At 42.0% G+C, this 23116-nt stretch carries 24 protein-coding genes; 17 read left to right on the plus strand and 7 right to left on the minus strand.

The window, feature by feature from the left end; all coding sequences use genetic code 11:
- Positions 1–293: 293 nt before the first annotated feature.
- From ftsH to DWW86_RS07510, 5 genes are all read left to right on the plus strand, one after another.
- Positions 294–2186, plus strand: coding sequence for an ATP-dependent zinc metalloprotease FtsH (ftsH, locus tag DWW86_RS07490; protein ID WP_117942735.1), 1893 nt, complete (start codon positions 294–296; stop codon positions 2184–2186).
- Positions 2170–2712: an HdeD family acid-resistance protein gene (locus DWW86_RS07495; RefSeq protein ID WP_117942736.1), complete on the plus strand. Its 543-nt coding sequence runs from the start codon at positions 2170–2172 to the stop codon at positions 2710–2712. Before ftsH ends, DWW86_RS07495 begins: the two co-directional genes overlap by 17 nt.
- 79 nt (positions 2713–2791) lie before the next feature.
- Positions 2792–3061, plus strand: coding sequence for an ATP-binding protein (locus DWW86_RS07500; RefSeq protein ID WP_286187674.1), 270 nt, complete (start codon positions 2792–2794; stop codon positions 3059–3061).
- A 174-nt stretch (positions 3062–3235) separates the two neighbouring features.
- Positions 3236–3766, plus strand: coding sequence for a hypothetical protein (locus DWW86_RS07505; RefSeq protein WP_117942737.1), 531 nt, complete (start codon positions 3236–3238; stop codon positions 3764–3766).
- On the plus strand, positions 3717–5606 hold the full coding sequence (locus DWW86_RS07510) for an HD domain-containing phosphohydrolase (protein WP_117942738.1): 1890 nt from the start codon (positions 3717–3719) through the stop codon (positions 5604–5606). Before DWW86_RS07505 ends, DWW86_RS07510 begins: the two co-directional genes overlap by 50 nt.
- A 94-nt stretch (positions 5607–5700) precedes the next feature.
- Here the strand turns inward: DWW86_RS07510 and glgD are convergent, their stop codons facing one another.
- The gene (glgD, locus tag DWW86_RS07515; RefSeq protein WP_117942739.1) at positions 5701–6816 is read right to left on the minus strand and encodes a glucose-1-phosphate adenylyltransferase subunit GlgD; all 1116 of its coding nucleotides are present in this window, start codon (positions 6814–6816) and stop codon (positions 5701–5703) included.
- 1 nt (position 6817) lies between these two features.
- The gene (locus DWW86_RS07520) at positions 6818–7957 is read right to left on the minus strand and encodes a glucose-1-phosphate adenylyltransferase (protein ID WP_015540659.1); all 1140 of its coding nucleotides are present in this window, start codon (positions 7955–7957) and stop codon (positions 6818–6820) included.
- A gap of 314 nt (positions 7958–8271) precedes the next feature.
- Between DWW86_RS07520 and DWW86_RS07525 the strand changes: the two genes are divergently transcribed.
- On the plus strand, positions 8272–9672 hold the full coding sequence (locus DWW86_RS07525) for a sugar transferase (RefSeq protein WP_117942740.1): 1401 nt from the start codon (positions 8272–8274) through the stop codon (positions 9670–9672).
- A gap of 63 nt (positions 9673–9735) precedes the next feature.
- Here the strand turns inward: DWW86_RS07525 and DWW86_RS07530 are convergent, their stop codons facing one another.
- The 4 genes from DWW86_RS07530 to DWW86_RS07545 form a co-directional block, all read right to left on the minus strand.
- Complete coding sequence (locus tag DWW86_RS07530) at positions 9736–10473, minus strand: ABC transporter ATP-binding protein (RefSeq protein WP_072522679.1); 738 nt, start codon at positions 10471–10473, stop codon at positions 9736–9738.
- A gap of 1 nt (position 10474) precedes the next feature.
- Entirely contained in the window at positions 10475–11260 is a 786-nt protein-coding gene (locus DWW86_RS07535) for an ABC transporter permease (RefSeq protein ID WP_072522680.1), read from the minus strand.
- 100 nt (positions 11261–11360) lie between these two features.
- Positions 11361–12797: a hypothetical protein gene (locus tag DWW86_RS07540; protein ID WP_117942741.1), complete on the minus strand. Its 1437-nt coding sequence runs from the start codon at positions 12795–12797 to the stop codon at positions 11361–11363.
- Positions 12794–13861 (minus strand): bifunctional glycosyltransferase family 2/GtrA family protein, encoded by a 1068-nt coding sequence (locus DWW86_RS07545; protein WP_072522682.1) that lies wholly within the window; start codon positions 13859–13861, stop codon positions 12794–12796. The genes DWW86_RS07540 and DWW86_RS07545 overlap by 4 nt, the downstream gene beginning before the upstream one ends.
- Positions 13862–14196: 335 nt before the next feature.
- Here DWW86_RS07545 and rpmG point away from each other — a divergent pair, with 335 nt between their 5' ends.
- From rpmG to DWW86_RS07595, 9 genes are all read left to right on the plus strand, one after another.
- On the plus strand, positions 14197–14346 hold the full coding sequence (rpmG, locus tag DWW86_RS07550; RefSeq protein ID WP_044925727.1) for a 50S ribosomal protein L33: 150 nt from the start codon (positions 14197–14199) through the stop codon (positions 14344–14346).
- A 22-nt stretch (positions 14347–14368) separates the two neighbouring features.
- A complete protein-coding gene (gene secE, locus DWW86_RS07555) occupies positions 14369–14578 on the plus strand; it encodes a preprotein translocase subunit SecE (protein ID WP_072522683.1) in 210 nt (69 codons plus the stop codon).
- Between the two features lie 16 nt (positions 14579–14594).
- Complete coding sequence (gene nusG / locus DWW86_RS07560; RefSeq protein WP_072522684.1) at positions 14595–15110, plus strand: transcription termination/antitermination protein NusG; 516 nt, start codon at positions 14595–14597, stop codon at positions 15108–15110.
- A 56-nt stretch (positions 15111–15166) separates the two neighbouring features.
- Positions 15167–15592, plus strand: coding sequence for a 50S ribosomal protein L11 (gene rplK / locus DWW86_RS07565; protein ID WP_072522685.1), 426 nt, complete (start codon positions 15167–15169; stop codon positions 15590–15592).
- 59 nt (positions 15593–15651) lie between these two features.
- The gene (gene rplA / locus DWW86_RS07570; protein ID WP_015540665.1) at positions 15652–16344 is read left to right on the plus strand and encodes a 50S ribosomal protein L1; all 693 of its coding nucleotides are present in this window, start codon (positions 15652–15654) and stop codon (positions 16342–16344) included.
- 185 nt (positions 16345–16529) lie between these two features.
- Positions 16530–17366 (plus strand): transglutaminase domain-containing protein, encoded by an 837-nt coding sequence (locus tag DWW86_RS07575; protein ID WP_117942742.1) that lies wholly within the window; start codon positions 16530–16532, stop codon positions 17364–17366.
- Positions 17367–17411: 45 nt separating this feature from the next.
- A complete protein-coding gene (locus DWW86_RS07580; RefSeq protein WP_286187675.1) occupies positions 17412–18446 on the plus strand; it encodes a D-alanyl-D-alanine carboxypeptidase family protein in 1035 nt (344 codons plus the stop codon).
- A complete protein-coding gene (locus tag DWW86_RS07585) occupies positions 18443–19270 on the plus strand; it encodes a transglutaminase domain-containing protein (protein ID WP_117942743.1) in 828 nt (275 codons plus the stop codon). Before DWW86_RS07580 ends, DWW86_RS07585 begins: the two co-directional genes overlap by 4 nt.
- A gap of 179 nt (positions 19271–19449) precedes the next feature.
- Positions 19450–20286 (plus strand): transglutaminase-like domain-containing protein, encoded by an 837-nt coding sequence (locus DWW86_RS07595; protein WP_117942744.1) that lies wholly within the window; start codon positions 19450–19452, stop codon positions 20284–20286.
- A 56-nt stretch (positions 20287–20342) separates the two neighbouring features.
- On the opposite strand, the gene DWW86_RS07600 is transcribed toward DWW86_RS07595, so the two are convergent.
- Complete coding sequence (locus DWW86_RS07600) at positions 20343–20768, minus strand: helix-turn-helix domain-containing protein (RefSeq protein ID WP_072522688.1); 426 nt, start codon at positions 20766–20768, stop codon at positions 20343–20345.
- A gap of 197 nt (positions 20769–20965) precedes the next feature.
- On the opposite strand from DWW86_RS07600, the gene DWW86_RS07605 reads away from it, so the two are divergent.
- Both DWW86_RS07605 and DWW86_RS07610 read left to right on the plus strand, forming a co-directional pair.
- Positions 20966–21670: a serine/threonine protein kinase gene (locus DWW86_RS07605; RefSeq protein ID WP_117942745.1), complete on the plus strand. Its 705-nt coding sequence runs from the start codon at positions 20966–20968 to the stop codon at positions 21668–21670.
- 17 nt (positions 21671–21687) lie between these two features.
- The gene (locus DWW86_RS07610) at positions 21688–22935 is read left to right on the plus strand and encodes a zinc ribbon domain-containing protein (RefSeq protein ID WP_117942746.1); all 1248 of its coding nucleotides are present in this window, start codon (positions 21688–21690) and stop codon (positions 22933–22935) included.
- Positions 22936–23116: the final 181 nt, after the last annotated feature.

Raw genomic sequence — 23116 nt, forward strand, 5'->3', positions numbered from 1 at the left:
GGGAAGGAAAATACCGCTGCGTCAAATGACGCAGTACTCGCGAGTATTTTCTACCTCAGTATGGGATATTTTGCACGGATCGGTGTGCATGCAATTATCGGAAACTTTCCGGATCTTGCAGAAAAGGCATTGAATCCATATCGATAGAGAGCGTTTGAAAAAGAAAAATACAGGACAAAACCGGGAAAGTGTGGAAAAAGCGAACACTTTTCCGGTTTTGTCTATATAAAACGGCAGAATCAGGTATTATAATATGTGAAAATAAAAAGAAACTCAGACAGGGGGAACTACGAATGAAGGAAGTAAAATCTCCGAAGAAACCGTTGTTTTATTACTACGGCATCGTGCTTCTTATCATTATTGTTTTTAATGTGCTTGTGACACCGATGCTTACAAAAACAATGGTCAAGGAAGTGGACTATGGAACGTTTATGTCAAAGATCGAGGACAAAAAGATCGATGACGTACAGATTGAGGATAACCAGATCCTTTTTACCGATAAGGATGATGCAAATACGGTTTACAAGACCGGTGTGATGGAAGATCCGACACTGACAGAGCGTCTTTACAAAGCCGGAGCAAAATTTTCAAAAGAAATTGACCAGCAGATGTCTCCGGTTGCAAGCTTTTTGCTGACAGGTGTTCTTCCGCTTGTGATCTTTATTGCACTCGGCCAGTATATGAGCCGCAAGATGATGAATCAGATGGGCGGCAAAAACTCGATGGCATTCGGAATGGGAAAAAGCAACGCAAAGGTTTATGTACAGTCAACAGAAGGAATCCGCTTCAGTGATGTGGCAGGTGAGGAAGAAGCAAAGGAAAACCTGCAGGAGATCGTGGATTATCTGCATAATCCGGAGAAATATACAAAAGTCGGTGCATCTATGCCGAAGGGTGTTTTGCTTGTAGGCCCTCCCGGAACAGGTAAGACCATGCTGGCAAAGGCGGTAGCCGGAGAATCCAATGTGCCGTTTTTCTCCATGTCCGGTTCTGAATTTGTGGAAATGTTTGTCGGCATGGGTGCATCGAAAGTTCGTGACCTCTTTAAACAGGCAAAAGAAAAAGCTCCGTGTATCGTGTTTATTGATGAGATCGATGCCATTGGTAAAAAGCGTGACGGACAGATGGCAGGCGGAAACGATGAGCGCGAACAGACTCTGAACCAGCTCCTTACGGAGATGGATGGTTTCGAGGGCAACAATGGAGTTATCATTCTGGCGGCAACCAACCGTCCGGAATCTCTTGACCCGGCATTGACCCGTCCGGGACGTTTCGACCGCCGTGTACCTGTAGAACTTCCGGATCTTGAAGGCCGTGAAGCAATTCTTAAGGTACATGCAAAGAAAGTACAGCTTTCTGATGATGTAGATTTCCATACGATTGCAAGAATGGCATCCGGTGCGTCTGGTGCGGAACTTGCAAATATCGTGAATGAGGCCGCGCTTCGTGCGGTACGCGACAACCGTGAAGTGGTGACGGAGGCAGATCTTGAGGAGAGCATAGAAGTCGTTATTGCAGGTTATCAGAAAAAAAATGCAATACTTTCTGCACAGGAGAAAAAAGTCGTCTCATACCATGAGATCGGACATGCTCTTGTGGCAGCCATGCAGACACATTCCGCACCGGTTCAGAAGATCACGATCATCCCGAGAACTTCCGGTGCACTTGGCTACACCATGCAGGTAGAGCAGGGCGATAAATATCTTCTCACGAAGAAAGAACTGGAAAATAAGATTGCGACTTTCACCGGTGGACGTGCCGCAGAAGAAGTTGTTTTTGGTGAAGTGACAACAGGTGCTTCCAACGATATCGAACAGGCAACCAAGATTGCACGTTCCATGATCACCCGTTATGGCATGAGCGATGATTTTGATATGGTGGCAATGGAAACAGTGACAAACCAGTATCTCGGAGGAGATGCATCCCTTGCATGCTCAGCGGATACACAGAAAGAAATTGACCGCCAGGTTGTGGAACTCGTTAAGAGAGAGCATGAAAAAGCAAAGAAAATCCTTCTGGATAACCGTCAGAAACTGGATGATCTTGCAAACTATCTTTATGAAAAAGAAACAATCACCGGTGACGAGTTTATGGCAATCCTGAACGGCAATAACGTACAGGCAGAAGCAAAACCTGAAACAGCAATTGAGGCAAAGGAGGCGGATAACAATGAAAAGACAGTCTGATATCGGATGGTTTGAACTGATTATGGGTCTGATTCTGATCATTCTCGGCATTGTGATCATGCGTCAGCCGGTTGGTGTTCTCACATGGATCGTAATCCTGTGTGGGGTGATAGCCGTTATAAGTGGAATCGGAGACATTGTCCTGTATGTGAAGATGGAACGATTTACAGGTTTCGGACCGGTCGTTTCTCTGGTGACCGGAATCCTTGGAATTATGGCAGGATTTATGCTGATCGCACATCCGGGAGCAGGCACATGGGCAATCGCAATGATTCTTCCAATCTGGATCATTGCACACTGTATTTCCAGACTTTCCCATCTTCAGTATATGAAGATGCACTTCGGAATGACTTATTATACAATCTCACTGATTTTGAACATTCTGGGACTGATCGTCGGAATTCTTCTGATCTTCCGTCCGATGATCACGATTTTCTCGATGGGTGTTCTGGTAGGCGCATTCCTGATCATAGAGGGAGCAGAATGTATTGTAGTAGCCTTTACCGGGGGACATTACTACAGATAAAAACAGAAATCATAACAAAAATTAAATACACAGAATCTTCACAGCTGCTTTAAAGTAAAATTAAAGTTCCACCTTTATAGTGTACTTAGCGGATCATTATGACGGTGCAATTCTGGATATTATGATGCCGAAGATGGATGGCATCACGGTACTGAAAAATATCCGTGCGCAGGGAAAACTGGATGTGCTGTTTGAGCGATTCTACCGCCTTGACAGTTCGAGAAACTCCGGTACAGGAGGTTCCGGTATCGGTTTGTCCGTAGCACAGGCAATCGTGCAGGCGCACAAAGGTAAGATTACCGCAGAAAACAAAACAGGAAACGGACTGACGATCACAGTTCTTTTATAATAGAATCTGACTATGTAATACAACCGCCAGATGAAGGAAAAAAGTATCTTTCATTTGGCGGTATTTTTGTTCAGTATGATTGAGATATAGTGCAAAATATTGTAAAACAGATAGAATAAGCGAATGTATACTGTGAAAAAAATCTTATATTTTATACGATCAAGGAGAATGATTTTGACAAAAGAAAGTTATGCAGATAATCGAAAAAAGCGGTTTCTGTTTTATGGCCTGATGATATTATGCGCATTTATTGTCGTAATACTGCAATTTTTCGGACCGGGAAAATACAGTGAGAGGACTTCCAAAAGTCAGATTCTTTATCAGGGTGATTTTGTATGGCAAAAGTCTGACGGCAGCAGCGAGGCAATTCAGGTTCCGGGAAAATATAAAGTGCCAGCCAGAGACACCATGACGATCGTAACGCAACTTCCGGATGATTATACAGAGAGTACACTGATGATCCGTTCATCGCTCCAGTCGATTGTTTTTTATGTGGGAGGAGAACTGCGTGCGGGGTATGATACTTCGCATACACGGCTTGTCGGTAAGAATTCAGCAAGCAGCTATGTGTTCTGTCCGACATCTGCGGCAGATGCAGGCAAGGAAGTTCGTATTGAACTGAGGACAAATACTGACAAATATTCCGGTGTGGTGAATGAAGTTTACTGCGCTTACAGTTGTGATCGTGTTTGTGACGATATTTGAGGACCACAAAAAAGGTTATTTCAAGGGAAGTGGGTATACACTGGTCGGGCTTGTATTTGCCATGCTCTGTGTATTGATTGAGTCACTTTCAACTTATTTTGTAGTTTCGATATCCGGAATATTTATCGGTATTGGAATGACTATACTGCTGATTCTGAATCTGATAAAAACAATTCATGATATTCAGGCAATGGAGCGTGGACGGCAGAAGATAGAAATGGATGAGCGCAGGAATCAGATGGAGGCAATTTCGCTTCAGATGATGCAGACGCTGTCCACGACGATCGAGGCAAAAGACGAATACACCAGAGGACATTCTCATCGTGTGGCAGAATATGCGGTGCTGATTGCTGAAGAACTGGGATGGGACAAAAAAGAAATCAGAAATCTCAGAAATGCAGCACATTTATATGATATCGGAAGAATTGGTATTCCAGATTCAATTTTGAACAAACCGACACGCCTTACGGAAGAGGAATATGCGGTAATTAAAGAACATACGATCATCGGTGCGGAAATACTGAAAAATATCACTCTGATCGATCATGTGAAGGAAGTGGCAAGAAGCCATCATGAAAGATATGACGGAAAGGGATATCCGGATGGTCTTAAAGGAGAAGAAATCCCGCTGTATGCCAGAATCATTGCGATAGCAGACAGCTACGATGCAATGAAATCAAGGAAAATTTACAGGAATCCGCTGGCAGATGAAATAATTTATAATGAAATATTACAGAGCCGCGGAAAGCAGTTTGATCCGGATATTGCGGATGTATTTTTGAAACTGCTGGATGAAAATCGTGTGGCAATCGATGAAGACGGTGATTCGGACACAGAATTTGAGTTTGAGAGATTTATAACCAGTGTTATGAGTACGATGAAAAGACAGGAAGAAAGCGAGGGATTCGATTTCCTGACCGGACTGCCGATGAGAAACCGCGGCGAAAAACTTGCGGCGCAGTTTATGCAGCAGGACAATGGCTATCTGGTATTTCTGGATATGGATAATCTCAAAAAGACCAATGATATTTACGGACACAAGGCAGGTGACCGGGCGCTGAAACTTTTCGGTTCACTGCTTATGGAGCATGCGCAGCATTCAGTAGTCTGCCGATTGGGTGGTGACGAGTTCCTGATGTTTGTGTCGGAGGTTTCGAAGGAAGAAATCATCGATATTGTGACAAGGATCCAGAAGAAATTCGAGCAGTGCAAAGAGGAAGATATGGAGATCCGTTTTGCAGATATTTCAGCCGGAATCTGTGAAGTAAACAAAGGTGATCCGTTTGAGGAATGTTACTCAAAAGCAGATAAGGCGCTGTATTATGTGAAGCAGAATGGAAAGGGAAGTTATTTCTTCTATCAGCAGATGGAAAATGAAGAGTCTGGCAGTGCCGGAACCGGAAAAGACCTGAAAATGATTGCGAAAGCATTGCATGACAGTGGAAAATATTCCGGTGTATTCAATCTCGATTATCGTGGTTTTGCCCGGGTATTCGAATATATGAATCATCTGAGTGCACGGTATAAATACGAATATCATCTTGTAATGGTAACAATGGAAACTCAGCCGGATTCTGCACCGCATATTGAAAGCATCGAAGAGGCATTGGAATGTATGGAACATGTAATCTGCAAAAAGATCCGGAGTGTGGATGTATGCACCCGTTACAGTTCCATGCAGTATCTGATCATTCTTTTTGAAACAGAAGAAAGTAAAATTAAAGATATTATGGAGCGCATTTTTACACAGTATCGTAAAGAGTACAAAGGAACATCACTGCTTCCGAAATATGAATATATTTCAATGATGAAAGAAGAGAAAAAAGAAACTCAGGTGTAGTATATAACAGAAAGATATCAAGAGGGCTGTTCACATAATCACTGTGGCAGCCCTCTTGAAGGTTAGGGAATATTTTTAATAAATGATTCGGTCATTAGAGAATGTCGTCTCTGCGGATATATCCCGGATGTCCTTCCTCTGCAATGATCTCATTGCCGTGAATGACTTTGGCCCATTTGTCCATTACCTGATTTTCAATATGAGCATTCTCGCCAACAACAGTATGAGATAATACAACACTGTTTTTAACGACAGCACCAGGTTTGATCTGGCAGCCACGGCCGATAACAGAGTTCTCTACCGTTCCCTCGATCACGCAGCCGTTGGAAATAACAGAATTTTTGACATCTGCACCCTCCAGATACTGTGTCGGGCAGGAGTCGTTGGTTTTGGTATAAATCGGCCAGTCCGGATTGAAGAGTCCTTCGGCAGTCTTGATATCAATCAGAGAGATATTTGCATTATAGTAACTGTTAAAGTCAGTAACAGATGCAAAATAGCCTCTGTGTGAAACACCACGAACATCCAGCTCACCAAGAGAAGCGGCTACGATCTGTGGAAGGGTGTACATGGATGAAATTTTCTTGCCCTTTTTGATCAGTTCGATGAAGAGTTCTTTCTTCATGATGTAAGTATCCATAAAGATGTTACGTTTCTGGGCGCTTCCACGGTTCTTTTCGATGGATTCGACACCCTTCTGTTTGTTTAGATTCAGAATATCGCAGTTAAGGAAAGCTTCTCTTGCGTTATCAACGGAATGATACAGAAGAGTGATATCAGCATCGGAATCAATATGTGCCTGAAGAAGTTCACTGTAGTTTGCTGCATATACCATATAGGATGGAGCAATGATTACATATGGTTCACGCATACGTTCGATGAATTCAATGTTTTCTGCGAAAGCGGAAATATCGGTATTATATACATCATTCTCAGAACTGTTCTGAGAGAACATCAGCTGGAGCTTGCCGCGCTTGGAGTTGATGTTGTAATGGCGCCCGGTACCCAGATGCTCTACCAGTGAACGTGGTTTGCGCTTTACGTATACCTGAATACGGTCAATACCGCTGTTGCTCATATTTGAAATAGGAAAGTCAATGACACGATATCTTCCAAGGAAAGAAAAAGCACCGATCGGACGATACTGCTGAAGTCCTTCTACTTTGATATGGGTTCCGGAAGATGTGACAATTCCAAATGCTCTTGCCATATTATTCTACCCCCTTTACACGTTTGGACACGAGTTCGATGTTTTCGCTGTCTGCACTGCCGACAACAGCTTCCGGACCGATCTTAATGTTATCGGCAACAAGAGCTCGCTGCACAACGGCACCTGCAGCCACTTCTACACCCGGCATAAGTACACTGTCAATGATCTTTGCGCCTTCGCCGACCTTACATCCGGTGAACAGTACAGAGTGCTTTACTTCACCTTCTACGACGCAGCCCTGAGTGATGAATGCTTTGTCGATTTTTGCGTTTGGTCCTATGTACTGCGGAAGAGTAGGCGTGTCTTCTGTGTAGATTCTCCATGAGGCATCATTCAGATTCAGTTCGTTTCTTGAATCAAGCAGATCCATGTTTGCTTCCCAGAGAGAATCGATGGTTCCGACATCTTTCCAGTAGCCTTTGAATTTGTAGGCAGCAAGTGTCTTGTTGTCATTCAGAAGCTGTGGAATGATATCCTTACCGAAATCGTGGTGAGAATCAGGATCTTTCATATCTGCAAGGAGCATCTTACGGAGAAGCTTCCAGTTAAAGATATAAATACCCATAGAAGCAAGGTTGCTCTTTGGATGTTCAGGTTTTTCTTCGAATTCAACGATGCGTCCAGCCCCGTCCGTATTCATGATACCGAAGCGGCTGGCTTCCTTCATCGGTACTTCAATGACTGCAATGGTAGCATCTGCATTCATTTCTTTGTGGTAATCCAGCATTTTATCATAATCCATTTTATAAATATGGTCACCGGAGAGAACTAACAGATATTCCGGTGAATATTTGTCGATAAAATCGATATTCTGGGAGATCGCATCAGCAGTACCTCTGTACACATCCAGATCGGCATCTGCTTTTTCACGTGGTGGAAGAACGAAAACTCCGCTTTCTCTTGCGTCAAGTCCCCAACGTCCGCCAGCTGCTACGTAACTGTTCAAAAGAACGGATTCGTACTGAGTAAGTACACCGACAATGTCCACACCGCTGTTAGCGCAGTTACTCAATGGGAAATCAACGATGCGGTATTTTCCGCCATATGAAACGGCAGGTTTGGCAACTCTGTTGGTCAGTTCATGAAGACGGCTGCCACGTCCGCCGGCCAGAATCATCGCTAACATGTTGTTTTGTTTCATAGTGAACCCTCACTTTCCTTTTATATTGCTTATAAAGCTATTATACATTTTTAACAAAAACATTTCTACCTTTTTGAACAAAAAAGTGTGATTTGTTGATAGAAAAAAAAAGCGATTGTTAAGTCTGTATTAAATAAAAGAAAAAAGTACGAGAAAAACAGGAAAAAGTGACAAAAAAACGAAAAGTTTCGAGAAAAGATTAGAATATACTGGAAAACAGGGGCATTTGGCTGGACGGAACAGAAGTTTTAGGATATAATAATAAGGTTAATAAGGAAATCGAAAATAACAATTTGACATATGAGAGGATTACAGTGAATAAACGGGAAGATTTTAAAAGGTTTATAGTATTTTGTCTTGCAAGTATTGTTGTTATTGCACAGACGGCTGTATTTGCTTATATCTGGTATGATTACTACAGAGAGTTAATCTTTGAACCATTCTGGCGGAAAGGAAACTGGGTCCTGATCGCAATTTATGCATTGATCAATGTCTTGTTTTCAAGACTTTATGGTGGATTAAAGGTTGGCTATCTGAAGCGTATAGATGTGTTCTATTCTATGACGCTGGCAACGCTCTGTACAAATATTGTGACTTATTTCCAGATTACACTGATCAACAGATGGTTCCTTCGGCCATGGCCGATGGTGGAGATGACGATTGTACAGTTTGTGATCATTCTTCTGTGGATCTGGGGTTCACGATATATATATTCCAAATTGTACCGGGCAAGGAAACTTCTGGTGATTTACGGAGACCGGGATCCGGGTGATCTGATACAGAAGATGAATTCCAGAAGAGACAAATACGATATCAGTGGAAAGATTCATATCAGTGTCGGCGAAAGAGAAATTTACCGTCGGATGAAAGAATATGACGGAGTGATCATATGGGATCTTCCATCGGGAATCCGAAACCAGTATCTGAAACACTGCTTTGCACATTCTATACGATGCTACTTGAGTCCGAAGATCTCGGATGTTATCCTGATGGGAAGTGAAAGAATCCATCTGTTTGATACACCATTGCTGGTAGCCAAAAATATGGGGCTGTCGGTAGAACAGAGAATCATGAAACGCCTGTTGGATATTGTTGTTTCGGGATTGGGAATTATCGTTGCATCACCACTGATGCTGATTATTGCGGCGTGTGTAAAATTGTATGACGGAGGTCCGGTATTCTATTTGCAGGAAAGGCTTACAGAAGGCGGAAAGCCATTTAAAATCTGCAAGTTCCGAAGCATGTGTGTGGATTCAGAGAAAAATGGAGCACGTCTTGCATCAAAGCATGACAGCAGGATCACTCCGGTAGGAAAAGTACTTCGTAATCTCCATCTGGATGAGTTGCCGCAGCTTTTTAATGTATTTAAAGGCGAGATGTCCCTGGTCGGACCGAGACCGGAGAGACAGACGCTGGTACATGAATACTGCAGAGAGATTCCGGAATTTTATTATCGACTGAAAGTAAAGGCGGGTCTTACCGGATACGCACAGGTATACGGCAAGTACAATACAACACCATATGATAAACTGAAGCTGGATTTGTTTTATATCGAAAATTATTCGTTCTTCTTAGATCTGAAACTGCTTCTTATGACAGTGAAGATCTTCTTCCAGAAAGAAGTATCGGAAGGTGTAAATGACAATCAGACAAATGCACTGAAAGATTCAGCAGAAAGTATAGATGTGACAGAAGATAAGTCAACAGAAAAATAAAATAAAAAAGCCCTGCATCGTATTGATGCGGGGCTTTTGACATACATAAATAAATTTGAAAAATCAGTTCTTTTCCATGAAATCTACATACTCTTCAAGAACAGGTTTCGGTTCGCCGATTCTCCGGATCAGACCATCGTGCATCCACATTACGGTATCGCAGAGCTCTTCGAGAGTCTCCAGGCTGTGTGATACAATAATAACTGTACGGTCTTTGTTGGAAATCAGACTCTTCATTTTTGCATAACTTTTTTTCTTGAATTTCTGGTCGCCGACACTTAAGACTTCATCGATCAGCATAATATCAGTCTCCAGGATAGCGGTGATGGAGAATGCCAGTTTGGAGTACATACCACTGGAATAAGTACGTACAGGCATATCGATAAAATCACCGAGTTCTGCAAATTCAACAATTTCTGCTTCTTTTTCTTTTACCTGTTCTTCTGAGAAGCCAAGCAGCATACCGGAAAGAATGATATTTTCACGTCCGGTCATCTCACGCTGAAAGCCAACACCGATAGACAGAAGAGAAATACTGTGTCCATGAAGATCGATTGTACCGCTGTCCGGAGAAAAGATTCCGGCAAGGGCATTTAAGGTAGTGGATTTACCACATCCGTTTTTTCCAATGATTCCGAGGATTTCACCCTCGCGTACATAAAATGAAATGCCTTTTACTGCAACAAAACGATCAGCCTTCTGGCGGTTGAAATGCAGCAGATTTTTTTTGATAGAAGTTTTTTTGAGGTTCTGGTAGCTGATAACCAGGTCTGTAACTTCAATTGCATGTTTTTCTTCCATATTAAATCACCTTTACATAACTGTTTTCGTTCTTGTAAATTTTGCGGACACCCAGAGCACTGATAATAAGCCCGATGACAAACCACAGAAGCAAAAGCTTGCGGTGTGGAGTACTGCCATAGATTACACAGTCACGCGCAGATGTCAACAAGAATGCAATCGGGTTGCATCGACCGATGTAGTAATTGTATGGTGACGGAAGACGATCCATAATGTTCCAGAAAATACCGGTCAGATAGAACAGGAAACGCAATACAATGTTTAATACATTGGAAAGATCCTCTACAAATACACCATAGTGAAGAAGAAAACAACAGCATCCAAAAACCAAAACAACTAATGTCATTAAGATTGGAATAATGTAGATCACATTGTATGTCATTGGCACACGCCATACAATGAGCATGGCAACGATGATCAACAGTGAAATAAGCATTTTGAAGCCGTTTACACCCATCTTAACAAGGATGAGGATAAACTTTGGAATATAAACCTTTGATACAATTGGCTTATTGGCTTTGATTACCTTAACACTCTGAATAAGACTCTTGTTGAAAAAGTCCCAGAGGGTAATACCAATAAAGACGAAAATTGCAAAATACTGTTGTTTAGATTTGAATACGTATCCGAACATGAATACATAGATCAGCATGAAGCAAAGAGGATCAAGTATCCACCACAGCCAGTTCAGATAGGAATTGGCAATTTCGGATTTCAATTGGGCTTTAGAAGAATAAATGGCATATTTCCAGTACTTCTTCATGTCATCCCTGAACCGTTTAAACATAAAATCCGCTCCTATATTCTTTTAATCTTTTTGTAATTTATAGAACCCTCAACAGAGTGAGGGCTTATATCTTCCTTATAATACACTAGGAAATATGGATTTACAAGAGGAAAGTTGTATAAAAAAGTTCCGGGGAGATCATCCCCAGAACCCAAAGTGTCCATATAATATAATGAAGCAGAGCATAGCGGTCATTCGGCGGTGCACCGTCGCCGATAGAAAACCAGAGCGCAATGATCACGCAGAGGAGAAAACCCGGTGCAAGCAGACGGGAAATTCCTGCCGTATGTTTTTTCATGTTTTGAGGTTTGCGTCTGACGAAACGTACAATGCCTGTGAGTATGCTCATCAAAAACAGGAACATGAAAGTGTACAGGTAATAATTGTAATAAATTGTACTAAATGTCTGGCTGTTCTGGGATACACAGTGAAGATTCCAGTCATCAGAAGTATTTACCAGACCATAAATGCTGAGAAAAGCGCTGACAGGAGTAAAGAGCACACAGGTGATATCTTCCAGAATATCGAAGATTACTTTACCTGGCTGATTTTTAAATACAGTGGATGCCATTTCTTTATAGAGTTCTTCTGCCCTGTCTTCGCCGGCTTTTTCACGGAGAAGAGGCGCCATCTGGTACATGACATTGTTGTTATGTCGGTCAAATTCCCGGGCATCATCCTCTGTTATCAGAGATTTGATCTCATCAGAGAAATCGTTGTAATTTTGAGTCATATTGGGCCATACTACCCGGTCCAGAAGGACAAAACCGAATGTGGTCGGGATTCGATTATAAATTCCCGGGTGCTGGGTGGCTTTGTTGACAGCAGTAGCAGCACCGGTAGAAATAATTACTGTAGCAAGGACAAGAGGGATACCTCTGCGGAAAAAAGCTGAGTGACGATTTTTTACAAGCAGTACGATAAAGCTGATCACAAGAAACAGCGTACAGGTGTAAAGTCTGTCTGCTCGAATGGTATATTCTACCAGCATGGATAAAGTGACAAGCAGATAGCTTTTCCAGTCAGCCGCATCTACATTTAAAATATGAATCAGTGCACCGATCATAAGCATCAGCATAGAAGTTGCGATAGAATCAGTAAGAATAGAAAAATTCATAAAAGTGATCATTGGGATGCAGGTAATGTACAGGCCCGTGAATACACTTCCCAGATAAAACAGCTTACTGTTTTGTTTTTTAAAATTTGGAAATAAGAGACAGTCAATCTGTACAGACAGAAAAATCGCAGAAAGTATGCAGAGAAGCGTCTGTCCGATATAGGCAAGTGTCTGGTAGGCAAGCGGGAGATGATTTGCCATTTTTACAGCGATCCGGATGAGTAATGGATACAAAAGCGGACGATACTCATCGACCATGAGGGTCTGGCTGAGGTTAAAATATTCCGTGCTGTCTCCGAAGATCGGGATATTTGCCAGGTTTACCACCATCCATGCGAAGCCAAAACAGATTTGAATGGCCATCAGCAGACCCAGAAGGGTCAGAAACAGACGGCAAATGTTTGAGTTTTTCTTTTTCATAGAGTCTCCTTGTTTTTGAAAATATAATTTTTCTGAATTTTATAATTTACAAAGAAAAGACAGGTGTCGACGACTGCCTTAACCGGAACTTCATCCAATGGAAGCAGGTAACAGATGGCGGTTACCAGACCTGCGGAAACGGCACACTGGATGATGCAAAGCATCAGATAAGAGAAGCCGGATGATACGACAGAACGGTCGCTTTTAAAAACAATTTTTCGATTCATTGCGTAATTATAAGCCCCGGAAATAATTCTGGCAAAAGCTGTAGAGAGCGGAATCCGCACAGATAAAGCAGGGAAGAGCAGTTTGGTTCCGAGCGCAAACAGCAGAATATCCACAACAAAGGAACTTAAGGATACAAAAATATAGCGGAAAAAGGTACCGAGTAACAGGTTAAAGATCTGGATGGAATCTTTGACCGGGTTAAAATGTGTTCCTTTGTTTTCGTCATAATAAACAGTCTGTATTTTGATTTCTTCGAAACCGGATACTTTTCCAGTCTCGATCAGGACCGCAGTTTCATATTGGAAACGGTCTCCCGGTATGGAAAGACTGAGATCGATCAGGGGATTGGGAATCCCGCGCAGACCGGTCTGAGTGTCTGAAACGGAGAGCCCGATCAATACACGGAACCCGAGACTGGTCAGTTTGTTTCCGATGCGGCTTTTGGAAGGAACGTTGCTCTGATCGAAGTCGCGGACACCGAGAATCATCTTGTCTTCTCTTTTTGCAAGGCTTTTGCTTATTTTCAATACATCGTCGACAAGATGCTGCCCGTCGGAATCTGCAGTGATGACACCACAGTATTCATCGTAAGAATAATGATCTTTATAATAGGCAAGACCTGTGCGGAGTGCACGTCCTTTCCCGTAGTTCTCGGGATGGGTGAGAACTGTTACCTGCGGAAGAGAGCCTATTTTTTCAAAAATCTTTTTTTGATGGCTGCCATCATCAACAACCAGAATATCTTTGAAGCCGACCTGGATCAATTCATCAATATAGGACAGAAATATCTCAGGAGGATCCAGAGCCGGAATAAGAATTACACAGTTATTATTCATAATAAATCTCCACAATAGTAATAATTTTCTCTGATTGATTATATCGTAATTATCTGGCTGATTCAAGTATGACAGACAAACAATCATTACCTTATTATAATAGCTTGTATAGACGCAGAATAAGAAGGATATGCACAGAGAGTTGTCTGAACAGGAAAAGCATGGTTGCTGAACAGTAACAAAGCATGAAAATCTGCTGAATTTCTAAGGGAAAATGCTTGACTTATATAGAGGGTATGTGATAAACTAGACAAGCGACATGGAAGTTAGGTCTTTTTTTTATGCCCGAAAAGCAGAAAAGACCCACGCAAATGAAAACACTGGAGGTGGAAGTTGTGCGCGTTAAGATTACATTAGCATGTACGGAGTGCAAGCAGCGTAACTACAATATGACCAAGGAGAAGAAAAATCATCCTGAGCGTCTTGAAACAAAGAAATATTGTAAGTTCTGCCGTACCCATACTCTGCACAAGGAAACGAAGTAATCACGAAATGTGAGGTTAGACTATGCAAGAGAAAGAAAAATCTGCTGGCAAAGGTCAGAAGAGAAATTGGTTTCAGGGACTTCAATCGGAATTCAAAAAGATTGTCTGGGTTGATAATGCTACACTTGTTAAGCAGACCATAGCAGTTACGATCATTACGGTTGTACTTGCAGTGATCATCAGTGTATTTGACTCAGCTATTCTGGAAGGAATAAATCTTTTAGTGAAGTAAGGATAACGGTGATTGTATGTCAGAAGCAAAATGGTATGTTGTTCATACCTATTCAGGGTATGAAAACAAAGTAAAAGCCAACATTGAAAAAACAATCGAAAACAGACACCTGGAAGACCAGATTCTGGAAGTTCGTGTTCCGCTGCAGGAAGTAGTAGAGATGCGAAACGGAGCTGCCAAGCAGGTCCAGAAAAAGATGTTTCCGGGTTATGTGCTTCTCAACATGGTCATGAACGATGATACCTGGTATGTTGTCCGCAACACCAGAGGCGTAACCGGATTCGTAGGACCGGGATCTAAACCGGTACCGTTGACCGAAGAAGAAATGCTTCCATTGGGAATTAAGGCTGAGGACATTCAGGTAGATTTTGCAGAGGGCGACATGGTTGTCGTTACAGGCGGAGCTTGGAAAGACACCGCAGGCGTTATTACTGCGATCAGTACCCAGAAGCAGACGGTTACTATCAATGTTGAATTGTTTGGCCGCGAAACGCCGGTAGAAATAAGTTTCGCAGAAATTAAGAAGGCGTAACACATTCAAGTGGGAGGGAAGAACCCCCGCCAATACCACATAGGAGGTGCCGAAAAATGGCAAAAAAAGTAACAGGCTATATTAAATTACAGATTCCTGCTGGTAAAGCAACTCCAGCACCACCGGTTGGTCCGGCTCTTGGACAGCACGGTGTAAATATTGTACAGTTCACAAAAGAGTTTAATGCAAGAACAGCAGATCAGGGAGATCTTATTATCCCGGTTGTCATCACTGTTTATGCAGACAGAAGTTTCAGCTTCATAACCAAAACTCCGCCGGCAGCAGTTCTTCTTAAGAAGGCCGCTAACATCAAATCAGGTTCCGGCGTACCGAACAAAACAAAGGTTGCAAAAGTAACAAAAGCTCAGATTCAGGAAATCGCTGAACTGAAAATGAAAGACCTGAATGCAGCATCCCTTGAAGCAGCTATGAGCATGATCGCTGGTACTGCAAGAAGCATGGGAATCGAAGTCGTAGACTGAGAAAAAATCAAATGAAGTGGGAGGGAAGTTCCCGCAATTACCACAGGAGGTTATAGGAAATGAAACGAGGAAAGAAATACGTGGAAGCTGCAAAAGCAGTAGACCGCGCAACATTATATGATACCGCTGAGGCTATCAGCCTTGTAAAGAAATCCGCAGTTGCTAAATTTGACGAAACTATCGAAGTTCACATCCGTACAGGCTGCGATGGACGTCACGCAGATCAGCAGATCCGTGGTGCAGTAGTTCTGCCTCATGGAACTGGTAAAAAGGTTCGCGTTCTTGTATTTGCAAAAGATGCAAAAGCAGAAGAAGCAAAAGCAGCTGGCGCTGACTATGTAGGAGCTGAAGACCTCATTCCGAGAATCCAGAATGAAGGATGGCTTGATTTCGACGTTGTTGTTGCTACACCGGATATGATGGGTGTTGTTGGACGTCTTGGTCGTGTACTTGGACCAAAAGGTCTCATGCCAAACCCGAAAGCTGGTACTGTAACTATGGACGTTACAAAAGCGGTTAACGATATCAAAGCAGGTAAGATTGAATACCGTCTTGATAAAACCAATATCATTCATGTTCCGATCGGTAAAGCTTCCTTTACTGAGGAACAGTTAAGCGACAACTTCCAGACGCTGATTGAGGCTATCGTTAAAGCAAGACCGAGTACTCTGAAAGGACAGTACTTAAGAAGTGTTGTTCTGACTCCTACTATGGGACCTGGAGTAAAGGTTAATCCGGCTAAGTTAGCCTAAATAAATGTAGAAAAGACATCCTTTTAAGGGTGTCTTTTTTGTCGTCCACGCAAAAGAAATCATATGTTTAAAAATTAATATAAAATATACTACAGGATTAAGTTTTTATGTGTTAGAATAGGACCAGAAACTTAAGGCAGAAGTCTGGCTGAATCAAATGGAAGAGCTGAATGGAGGTCCATAAAATGAAAGGGAAAGTAAAGGGGAGACTGAACAGGATATTTATTATACTGATGTGTGCAATGCTCGCGGTATGTCCTGTAATGACTGAAACAGTAAGTGCAGCTAATACCTCAAAATCTAACACCACAGCTAAAAAAAGACTGTCAGGATGGGTTACGGTACAGCGTGGACAGGTCAGATACTATAGAGCCGGAACGTATTATAAAGGCTGTAAGAGAATAGGAAATTATTATTACTATTTTGATTCCAGGGGAATTTTACTCAAAAAAGATACTACCGTTCGTGGAGTCACATATTATATAGAAAGTAATGGACGTGTTCTGGGGCGCAAAAAAGGATCTCAATATTATGCTCCAAATGGTAAAAGGCTCAACAGAAATCAGGCAACCGAACTCCGGGCATATCAGAACGCACGAAAAATTGTAAATAAGATTACAAACAGCAAAATGAGCCAGTCACAAAAATTAAAAAAATGTTTTATGTGGATGGTGCGGAACGGATATGGAGAGCGAGGATGGCTTGGCTATGGTGGAGACTGCTGGTATGCAGCGAATGCAAATGAAATTTTTGAGCGCAGAAGAGGCAATTGTGTTCCGTACGCGTGTGCACTGGCCTACATGGCGAAGGTTATAGGTTACAGGAATGTTTATGTGTGTTCAAGAGGAACGAAAGCGGAAAACCTGCATACATGGACAGAAATAAATGGAATTGTATATGATTCCTATTTTGCAAAAAGACGAAACGTAAATAAATATTACGGTATAAGATATAATAAATTTGATTATCAATGTGCCCTCAGACAAAAACTTCCGGAAAAATATTCCTGGTCATCGAACTAAAATAAAGAAAACGTCTGATATATTTTGCGAAAAAGAAGGAACATCATGACGGATAGAAAAAGAAGGCGGACTTCCGACAGAGGTAACAGACGGCGGTCTGCGAAGGTGAAGTCACGAAAACAGAGAAAACAAAATAAAGGCAGAATGATTTTCTGTATTGCGATGGAAATGATCGTGGTACTTATACTTGTATTGGTCGTCGGATGGAATTATGGTATGGGGACGCAGCTGGTTGAATGGATTGAGCAGATGCGTAAGCCGGTTGTTAAAGAACTCGATATCAGTGGTATCAACAGTCCGTATGCGGTACTGATGCAGGTTCGCGGAGGCAGGGTGATCGGAGAAATCAACGGAGATCAGCAGATGTATCCGGCATCCATGACAAAGATCATGACAACAATTGTTGCAATCGAAAACCTCAAAGATCTGGATCCGGAGATTACACTGACAAATGAGATGTTTGAGGGGCTGTATGAGCAGGATGCAACACAGGCCGGATTTCAGCCGGGCGAGACTGTCCGTGCAATAGATCTGCTTTATGGAGTGATGCTTCCTTCCGGTGCAGAATGTTGTATTGCACTTGCAGATACAATTTCAGGATCTGAAGCAGATTTTGTGGCATTAATGAATGAAAAAGCTGCCAAACTTGGTATGAGTGGAACGAATTTCTGCGATACGACCGGACTCCATGATGCAAATCATTACAGTACAGCGAAAGATATTGCAGTACTTTTAAAATATGCACTGAGAAATGATACATTCCGGAAAATCATAGAAAGTCCGTATCATTCCACACCGGCAACCAATATTCATCCGGATGGAATTACATTCTACAGCACAATGTTCAAGAACCTGTCTGATACAGTTGTGACAGATGGACAGATTATGGGCGGCAAAACAGGATATACCGGAGAAGCGGGGCACTGTCTTGCAAGCTTTGCTGAAATTGACGGTACAGAATATATTCTGGTTACGGGTGGAGCCTCCGGAACAGGAATTCCACATATCAACGATGCGCTTACAGTATATAACAGGCTTGGTGCAGCAACACAGGCATTAAATGAGGGGGAAATAAAATGAAAAGAAAATTAGCAGTCTTACTGGCCTGCGCAATGTTTATAATGGCAGCAGCGCCAGCAGAAAGTGCTTTGGCAGCTTCCGGGACAACTTCCACTGTGAAGCAGCAAGTCCGGACAACAGTGAATAAAACAGTAAAAACGCCTCAAAGAGGATGGTATACTTTAAAAAACGGACAGAAAAGATATTTTCGCAATGGTAAGTGTCTTAAAGGATTGCAAAAAATAGCAAATCGCAGGTACTTTTTTGATATCAAAACAGGTGTAATGAAAACGAATAATGTGACATACAGAAGAGTACTTTATTACATAAATGAAAAGGGAATTGTAGAGGGCTGGAAAAGAGGAAGAAATTATTATAACTCTAATGGAAGACGCTTAAGCGGTGACAGGGAACAGCAATTTACGGCATATCAGAATGCAAGAAAAGTTGTATCGAGAATTACCAACAAAAAAATGACGCAGGAGCAGAAACTGAGAGCATGTTTTCGCTGGGTAATGCCATTTCCGCGCGCCGACTGGAGACTCTTTGCACAGGGCGGGAAATCCTGGTATGCAACGTTTGCCAATGATATTTTTGAAAGAAAATCAGGAAACTGTTTATCAAGTGCAGGTGCTTTTGCTTACCTTGCGAAGGCCTGTGGAGTCAGAAATGTTTATATCTGCACAAATGGACCGAGACAATGGGAAGGCTCCCATGGATGGGTGGAAATCAATGGACTTGTATATGATACATACTGGGCGCAGCGAAGAGGCTTCAGAAGATTTTATGCAACTTCATATAAAAAATATTATCATGAGGTTTATATGCGGATAAGGCTTTCCTAATCTGGCTAAAGATGGTATTATAAATGAGTCCGATATTGAAACATGGATTCCGCTGGAATATGACCTGCAGATGACCTATGGAGATGATAATGCTACATTTTCTGAGTACCTTACTAAATTGCAGGATGAAGTACGTAATGACAGTAAACATAAGATAGCTCAAAAAGGAGAGAAATAAAATGAAAAGTAAAGTAACAGGAAGGCTAAAGAAAATATTTATTATACTGATGTGTATGACACTGGCGGTATGTCCAGTAATGACTGAAACAGTAAGTGCAGCCAATGTGAAAACATCAAACACTACAGTTAAGAAGAAACTGTCAGGCTGGGTTAAGGTACAGCGTGGACAGGTCAGATACTATAGATCCGGAAGGTATTTCAAAGGCTGCAGGAGAATCGGAAGAAATTATTATTATTTTAATGCAAACGGAATCCTGATGAAAAAAGATACAACTGTTCGTGGAGTCAGATACTATATAGAAGATAATGGCCGTGTTTTGGGACTCAAAAAAGGATCCCAGTATTATGCTCCAAATGGAAAAAGATTAGGTAAGGATCAGGCGACCGAGCTTCGTGCATATCAGAATGCGCGGAAAATTGTAGCGCAGATTACCAACAACAAAATGACTCAGGAACAAAAGTTAAAAACCTGCTTTTTGTGGGTACGCAGAAATTCATATGGAACCCGCGGAAGCCTTGGCTATGGCGGAGATGTCTGGTATGCAGCAAATGCCAATCAGATTTTTGAACGCAAAATCGGAAACTGTGTTCCATTTGCCTGTGCGATGGCTTACATGGCAAAGGTTATAGGATACAGAAATGTTTATTTATGTTCTGCAGGGACAAGAGAAAATGATTATCACACATGGACAGAAATAAATGGGCGTGTTTATGATGCCTTTGGTGCAAAAAGATGGGGAGTAAATGAATATTATGGTGTAAACTATAACAGATTCAAATTTACCCGTGTTTATAAACAGAAACTTCCGGAAAAAGGCTCCTGGTTGTTAAATTAATATAACAGATAAAAGCGATGGTATCAGATCAGAAACCATCGCTTTTATTTTGCCTGTCAGAACAGGGTCTCTTCATTTTCATCAAAAAGCTTGTCATTGATCTCAAACAGGTTGAGTCCGTGCAGCAATCCATAATATATAATGGCATCTCGTTTTAATTTCGGATAAAGCTGAGCCATTCCGCAGAGTTTCAACAGTTCCTGTGTTTCTTCAACACTTGCTTCCAGCCCATAACACAAACACAGAAGACGATTTCTGGAAGGATTTCGGCGGCCGGCAAAAATCTGGTGCAGGTAGATCTCGCTCATACCGGATTGTTTGGCGAGAGCGGCTTTGGAAATATATTTTTTTTCAAACAGATGATTTAATAATTCAGATACACTTTTATTTACAAATTGTTCCTGATTTTGTGACAGGAACTGCTCTAAGTCCGGTGAATCCATAAGTTCTTGTTGTAAACCATCTGTGTTTTTTTTCTCCATATTTCGCGCCTTTACAATAATTATTTTAATATATTTCTGTATTTTGAAAAATACATGTCAAAATACGTTGTAGTATATATAGTTGCTGAATAATTGTTAATAAGTTATAATATTCTAAATAGTGTATTCAAATAAAAATATACTATAAATGGGTCTGAAAAACAATATGCAGGTCGCATAGTGATAGGGATGAGGATATGGATATTTATGACAGTCTTTTAGATGCAGTTCGTAGTGAATATGATACGATCACGCTGATCAAAAAAAGCGAACGGGGCGAAGTCTCGCTTGTACGACACAGAGACAGCGGCACCCGTTATATTTTCAGGCATTTTTATGGAAGCAGCGAAGTTTACCGGAAGCTTCTTTCCGTTTCGTGTCCGAATCTGCCAAAGATCATGGAAGTCGGGGAAAAAGATGGCAGGACAGTGCTTCTGGAAGAGCATGTGCAGGGAGATACGCTCAGTGAAATTTTGCAGGGAGGACTTGTGTCAACTGCGCAGGCAAAAAAGCTGTGTCGTCAGTTGTGTTCAGCATTATGGGTGCTTCATTCTATGGGGGTGGTGCACCGGGATGTAAAACCGGATAATGTTATGATACGTGGCAAAGAAGCTGTGCTGATTGATTTTGACGCATCCAGAATATACAAAAATGCTAATCAGGAAGATACGCAGATTCTGGGGACGACCGGATTTGCGGCACCGGAGCAGTATGGGCTTTCGCAGTCAGACGGACGTGCGGATATTTATGCGCTTGGTGTCTTACTGAATATTATGCTGACCGGAGAACATCCATCGAGGAAACTGGCGAGTGGACGGATGGGCAGGATCGTACAGCGCTGTACAATGGTGAATCCGGAAAAAAGATACAAAAATATTCTTCATTTAATGGAGGCACTATAAACGATAAGGGGGAAATAATGAGCAAAAAATGTATAAAATGTGGACATGCGCTTCCGGATGATGCGTCATTCTGTCCGCACTGTACTGCAGTTCAGACGGAAAAACAGGAGATAAAAACTCCAAGACGATGGAAGCGGGCAACCCTGACAGTTCTGGGAATATTGATTTTCATAGGAATCATCGGGGTGGCGGTATCAATGTACCACAGACCGAAGGTATATGAAGGTGGCGCACAGATTGATTATGTGGACAAGGATAAAACTTATAAAGTCCTGCTGACCTTTTCGGAGGGTGACGGTGTGACGGGGCATGCACAGGGAGAACGTACAGATACACTGGCGGAAGGTCAGGACAGTGCTCTGCCGTGTCAGCTGTATGTTCTCAATCAGGATACGGGAAAACTGGCATGGGAAGAGTTTTCGAAAGAAGTGGAATCCTGCAGAGTAGATACAAAGCCGGCTGACGGCTCACGGAAAATGGAATATATAGAGCCGATGTATAATGAAAGTTTTCCGGATGCAGCATACACCTCAGATATTTATTTTACATCTGAAAGTGGTACAAACGACATTGTATGGACGGTGAAAATGAAAAATGGTGATACAATTTCCTTAAGCACGCGTCTTACTATTGAAAAACTGCCCGCAGTAACTTATCATGCAGAGGACACACCGATGGAAACTACAGAGGAACTTCAGGAACTTCTGGATTCTATTGATAAAGAAGTATCTTCTGATACACCGGTATATCTGTACCTTCCGGCGGTGACATATGACGGAGATATCACTTTTGGTGATCATACCTGGGGAATTCATGGATGCACCAACGGAGATGCGGAGACCACCTTTACCGGAATAGTCAGTCTGAAAGGGCTCAACGGAAATTATGCCGATATATCAGGAATCCGTTTTGAAGGAAGTTCCGGAACCGGACTGGATGCATACTGCTTTGCAAGTGCTTCAGAGTGTAGTTTTGAAGGCTGGGATATAGCAGTTTACTCACATAGTGGAGGCTGGGTTAATACGACGGACAGCACTTTCACAGATAACAAAATCGGCCTGAAGTTCGATACCACTATGTCGTACGGTAGTTCGCCGAATTATCTGAATAATACATTTACCGGAAATGGAACGGCTGTCTGCATTGACAATCTGCCGGGTAATGAAGTGATTGATTTTGCCGGAAGTACATTTTACGGAAATGATACAGACATTGAAAACAAAGCAGGTCATACGATTGATACGGCAAAGGCGACATTTGAATAAACTAAGAAAGAGCTTAAGGCTTCTGCAATATATTTTGCAGGAGTCTTTTTGCGTTACAGAAAATTGCTTCGTTTTGTGCCGGATAAATATGCGTGAAAGTTCTGAAAAAGATATCCAAAATCATATGCTGTGAGATAATGGGTTTTCATTGGAACTTATGCTACACTCAATCTATATGTCT

Source organism: Ruminococcus sp. AF17-22AC (assembly GCF_003460065.1).
Classification (GTDB): domain Bacteria; phylum Bacillota; class Clostridia; order Lachnospirales; family Lachnospiraceae; genus Blautia_A.

Coding starts and splice junctions, on each gene's coding strand:
- secE (WP_072522683.1), top strand. CDS start 14,369: ATGCAAGAGAAAGAAAAATCTGCTGGCAAAGGTCAGAAGAGAAATTGG.
- glgD (WP_117942739.1), bottom strand. CDS start 6,816: ATGGCAAGAGCATTTGGAATTGTCACATCTTCCGGAACCCATATCAAA.
- DWW86_RS07595 (WP_117942744.1), top strand. CDS start 19,450: ATGAAAAGTAAAGTAACAGGAAGGCTAAAGAAAATATTTATTATACTG.
- DWW86_RS07510 (WP_117942738.1), top strand. CDS start 3,717: ATGAAGTTTACTGCGCTTACAGTTGTGATCGTGTTTGTGACGATATTT.
- rplA (WP_015540665.1), top strand. CDS start 15,652: ATGAAACGAGGAAAGAAATACGTGGAAGCTGCAAAAGCAGTAGACCGC.
- DWW86_RS07610 (WP_117942746.1), top strand. CDS start 21,688: ATGAGCAAAAAATGTATAAAATGTGGACATGCGCTTCCGGATGATGCG.
- DWW86_RS07600 (WP_072522688.1), bottom strand. CDS start 20,768: ATGGAGAAAAAAAACACAGATGGTTTACAACAAGAACTTATGGATTCA.
- rplK (WP_072522685.1), top strand. CDS start 15,167: ATGGCAAAAAAAGTAACAGGCTATATTAAATTACAGATTCCTGCTGGT.
- DWW86_RS07535 (WP_072522680.1), bottom strand. CDS start 11,260: ATGTTTAAACGGTTCAGGGATGACATGAAGAAGTACTGGAAATATGCC.
- ftsH (WP_117942735.1), top strand. CDS start 294: ATGAAGGAAGTAAAATCTCCGAAGAAACCGTTGTTTTATTACTACGGC.
- DWW86_RS07520 (WP_015540659.1), bottom strand. CDS start 7,957: ATGAAACAAAACAACATGTTAGCGATGATTCTGGCCGGCGGACGTGGC.
- DWW86_RS07580 (WP_286187675.1), top strand. CDS start 17,412: ATGACGGATAGAAAAAGAAGGCGGACTTCCGACAGAGGTAACAGACGG.
- nusG (WP_072522684.1), top strand. CDS start 14,595: ATGTCAGAAGCAAAATGGTATGTTGTTCATACCTATTCAGGGTATGAA.
- DWW86_RS07545 (WP_072522682.1), bottom strand. CDS start 13,861: ATGAATAATAACTGTGTAATTCTTATTCCGGCTCTGGATCCTCCTGAG.
- DWW86_RS07540 (WP_117942741.1), bottom strand. CDS start 12,797: ATGAAAAAGAAAAACTCAAACATTTGCCGTCTGTTTCTGACCCTTCTG.
- DWW86_RS07605 (WP_117942745.1), top strand. CDS start 20,966: ATGGATATTTATGACAGTCTTTTAGATGCAGTTCGTAGTGAATATGAT.
- DWW86_RS07585 (WP_117942743.1), top strand. CDS start 18,443: ATGAAAAGAAAATTAGCAGTCTTACTGGCCTGCGCAATGTTTATAATG.
- DWW86_RS07530 (WP_072522679.1), bottom strand. CDS start 10,473: ATGGAAGAAAAACATGCAATTGAAGTTACAGACCTGGTTATCAGCTAC.
- DWW86_RS07495 (WP_117942736.1), top strand. CDS start 2,170: ATGAAAAGACAGTCTGATATCGGATGGTTTGAACTGATTATGGGTCTG.
- DWW86_RS07575 (WP_117942742.1), top strand. CDS start 16,530: ATGAAAGGGAAAGTAAAGGGGAGACTGAACAGGATATTTATTATACTG.